The organism is Marinitoga hydrogenitolerans DSM 16785 (genome assembly GCF_900129175.1).
Classification (GTDB): Bacteria; Thermotogota; Thermotogae; order Petrotogales; family Petrotogaceae; genus Marinitoga; species Marinitoga hydrogenitolerans.
The window spans coordinates 1-3,539 of sequence record NZ_FQUI01000073.1 but is presented as its reverse complement, the minus strand read 5'-3'; the positions used below and the strand labels follow the sequence as shown (position 1 = coordinate 3,539).

Sequence of the window (3,539 nt, the reverse complement as noted above, 5' to 3'; positions counted from 1 at the left end):
CACTGAGTATCCCCAGCACTGCCTGGGTTTTATAGCTTTTCCATATTAATATATCCCTTAACAGAAAATATATGAATTTTTTTATTCTTTTCATGAGTTAAGAATCACACCAATTCCAGAATCCTTTATCTTCTCCTTTACATCCAGCATTTTGTTCACATTCCATATTAGAACATTGATCACAATTTTCCACTTTTTCTTTTCCTATATCGCAAAAGGAAAATAATTTTTCTTCTCTGGGTTCATTTACGAATTCCATTTTTTCGCCTCCCATGTGTTTTTTCTGTTAATAATATCATATCTTTTAAATTATATTTTATCGGCAAGCACCTTTCTCGTCCGCGTTCTATTACTCCGTATTTTTCTGCCATAACTTTTCCTAATATGCATCCTCCCATGCAATATGGCAATACTTTACATTTTTTACATTCCTCATCAAATGGGTCTATTGCAATCCATATGTTTTTTCTGTAATTTAATTCTATTTTTCCATTCTCTTTTAATTCACCTATTTCTTTGGAAATACCTCCTATTTCTCCCCAACATTTGTATAATTTCCCATCAGCATCTATTACTAATGAATTTATACTAGTAGCATCACATCTTGCCTGATTTATCTTTAAAAACGGATTATAGTTATAATATTCTATCTTTTCTATTATATAATTATATAATTCACTTTCTATTTTTGCAAATTCTTTTAAAGTAAATGATTTTAGTTTGTTATTGTCTGTTGTTTCTCCTTGCCTTAAGTCAATTTCTATCTTTAATTTATCTTCGGATATCTTATCTATTAACTTTTTTATACTATTTATATTATGTGGAAACACATTTATCCTTATTTTTACAAATATTTTTTTTGTTGCTATTTTTATATTTTCATATATTCTTTCAAATGTTCCTTTTCCATTTTTTAATATTCTTAATTTATTATGTGTTTCTTCTATTCCATCAAGCGTTATTATTAATTTTTCTATTCCAGCATTTTTCAAATCATTTATTGTTTTTTCATCAAGTAAATATCCATTTGTTATTATAAACGAATCGTATTTTACTGCTTCTATCTCACATATATTTTTAATTTTTTTACTTATGTATATTATTTTTTCTTTTTCCAATAACGGCTCGCCACCCCAGAAAGTTACACTGAATACCTCTGGTTTTTTTTCTTCTATTTTATCTTTTACCAGCGTTATTATTGAATCTATGGTATTTTCTTTTATATTTCTAATCTTAAACGGTTTTATGCTTATTTCTTTTGCCTGGCTCTGATAACAATATTTGCAATTAAAATTACAGCTTGTTGTCATTGTTATAGTTAAATGATAATATTTATCTGAGAATTGAAATCTTTTATATTTAGCTATTATTTCGCTCAATTCATCCTTATCTTCTTTTATTATAAATCCGCCTTTTTCCAGGATTTCTGGTTCTTCTTTTATTTCACCGGATAATATCTTTTTTATTTTTTCAACATGTCCTTTTTCTACTTTTAATATAGCATTTGTTATTCCATTAAACAAAAGAAGGCTTCCATCATTTTTTTCTATTAATTGATTATACGCTGATGGTTTCATTTTACCACCAGCTTTTTCTCAGATTTTTTTACTTTGTACCATAATTTTATAAAACTTTCTGTTTCACGTTTTTCCTCAGGACATCCTTTGGTCCCATGCAGCGCTGCATTTCTACAACCTCCATGACACAAAGGTAATATTTTACACTCTTTACAATTTTTATCTTCATATCCATTATAACTATGCCATTTTAAATGTTTTTTTGTCTCTAATTTTATTATTCCATTTTCTATTTTCCCTATTTCCATACCTTCCTCTACAGCAACTGTACATGGATATATTTCCCCTTCTGGCCCTATTACCATATTATATACATTATCAAATTCACAATACATATCTCCATCTAATATTGGTAACATTACTTTAAACCCTCTGTTTATCGCTATTTCATATAATTTTGATAACTTTGTAAATGAATTTTCTTTTCTAAAATCCCTTACATGTATATGAAATTCTTCATTTCTTTCTGATGCCTGAAATATCCATCTAAAATATATTTTTATTCTTTCTTTTGGGAATCTCTCTAGATAATCAAATAATTCTTCTATTCTCTCATAATTTTCAGGTCCTACATTTACCCTTATTGATACGTTTGTATTTTTTGTATTTTTAAATAATTTTTCTATACCTTTTAATATTTTATCAAATGTTTTTCCTTCACCTATTAATGGTCGATATTTATTATGTGTTTCTTCTATTCCGTCTAATGTTATCTGTACATTTTTTATTTTTAACTCATCGAATTTTGATACATCTATATGATTTAATAAATATCCATTTGATGACATCGATGAAAATAATTCTGCATCGCTCTCTTTTATTATCTTTTTATTTATATATTCAATTGCCTTAAAGTTCATCAATGGCTCGCCACCAAACCATCCTATTGAGATTGTTTTTTTATTTTTGCTTATGTTTATTATATATTCTGCAATTTCGCCTGCTTTTTCTACTGTCATTATTTTATTTCTCTTTGTTTCATAACAATATACACAATCGAAATTGCATTGAAATGTGGGGATTATTGTAAACATTGCCCGTGAATTATCAAATCGTGCTCTATAATTTCTCATCTTTATTTCTTCATATTCATTATATTCTTTTTCTATAATATATCCACCATATTTTAATTGTTCAAATAATTCATCATCATCTATATTTCCTTTTAATATTTCCTTTATTTTTTGAACATTTTCACGTTTTACTTCTGCTATTGCTCCTGTTCTTAAATTAACCAATACCGGAACTTCATCTATTTCAAAAAAATAATTGTAATATGATTCTTTATACATTATTTTTCACCTGCCACACAATTTATACACATTGAATCTGGTGGAATACATGTGTCCATACATGTCCCTAAACATGAATCGCATCCTCCATCAATACATACTCCACAGTTAGGATTTACTTCACCACAGCTATTTAAATTATACCCTGTTTTTGGAAAGTTAATAAAATTCATATTTCTCATCCTTTCTTATTTTCTATCAATTATTACATCCTTTATTATGTTCGCACATATCATTAAAACAAAATGAACAGTTAATGTTTTTTTCGCAGAAATCCAACTCTTCATTTGATTCGTTTTTAGGTATATTTATAAATTCCATTATAATCACTCCTTTGAGTTTTTTATTTAGATAAGAGCCTTTATTTATAAAGGCTCTTATATTTTATCCTATTGGAATACAATAAGGATTTATAGGCGGACAGGCATAATCTGGTTCGCAACTTGGATTACATCCCTGATTTTGATCACAACCACTATTATGGCACGAACTGCAATTTTGGTCTTTATCACAAAAATCAGTTTGATATCCTGAATTCGGATGATTCAAAAATTCCATTTTTTCCCTCCTTTTTGATTTTATAATACCATCTTCAAAAATTCTAAAACCCTATTGTCTACAATACCTTCATATTATCTTCTTAAGAGGTTTGCCTCCCTGGTGTATAATA

The 3,539-nt window shown here is 27.6% G+C and carries 4 protein-coding genes; all 4 read right to left on the bottom strand.

Annotated features, from left to right (window positions below):
• Positions 1 to 97: 97 nt before the first annotated feature.
• Genes BUA62_RS11625 through BUA62_RS11620 form a run of 4 tightly spaced genes read right to left on the bottom strand, consistent with a single transcriptional unit; the run spans position 98 to position 3,042 of the window.
• Positions 98 to 259 (bottom strand): hypothetical protein, encoded by a 162-nt coding sequence (locus BUA62_RS11625; RefSeq protein ID WP_159429532.1) that lies wholly within the window; start codon positions 257 to 259, stop codon positions 98 to 100.
• Positions 243 to 1,577 carry a radical SAM/SPASM domain-containing protein gene (locus tag BUA62_RS11150; RefSeq protein ID WP_072866107.1) on the bottom strand — a complete coding sequence of 445 codons (1,335 nt, stop codon included), beginning with the start codon at positions 1,575 to 1,577 and terminating at the stop codon, positions 243 to 245. The genes BUA62_RS11625 and BUA62_RS11150 overlap by 17 nt, the downstream gene beginning before the upstream one ends.
• Entirely contained in the window at positions 1,574 to 2,869 is a 1,296-nt protein-coding gene (locus BUA62_RS11145; protein WP_072866106.1) for a radical SAM/SPASM domain-containing protein, read from the bottom strand. The genes BUA62_RS11150 and BUA62_RS11145 overlap by 4 nt, the downstream gene beginning before the upstream one ends.
• Positions 2,869 to 3,042, bottom strand: a complete 174-nt coding sequence (locus BUA62_RS11620; protein ID WP_159429531.1) for a hypothetical protein — start codon at positions 3,040 to 3,042, stop codon at positions 2,869 to 2,871. Before BUA62_RS11620 ends, BUA62_RS11145 begins: the two co-directional genes overlap by 1 nt.
• Between the last annotated feature and the right edge of the window lie 497 nt (positions 3,043 to 3,539).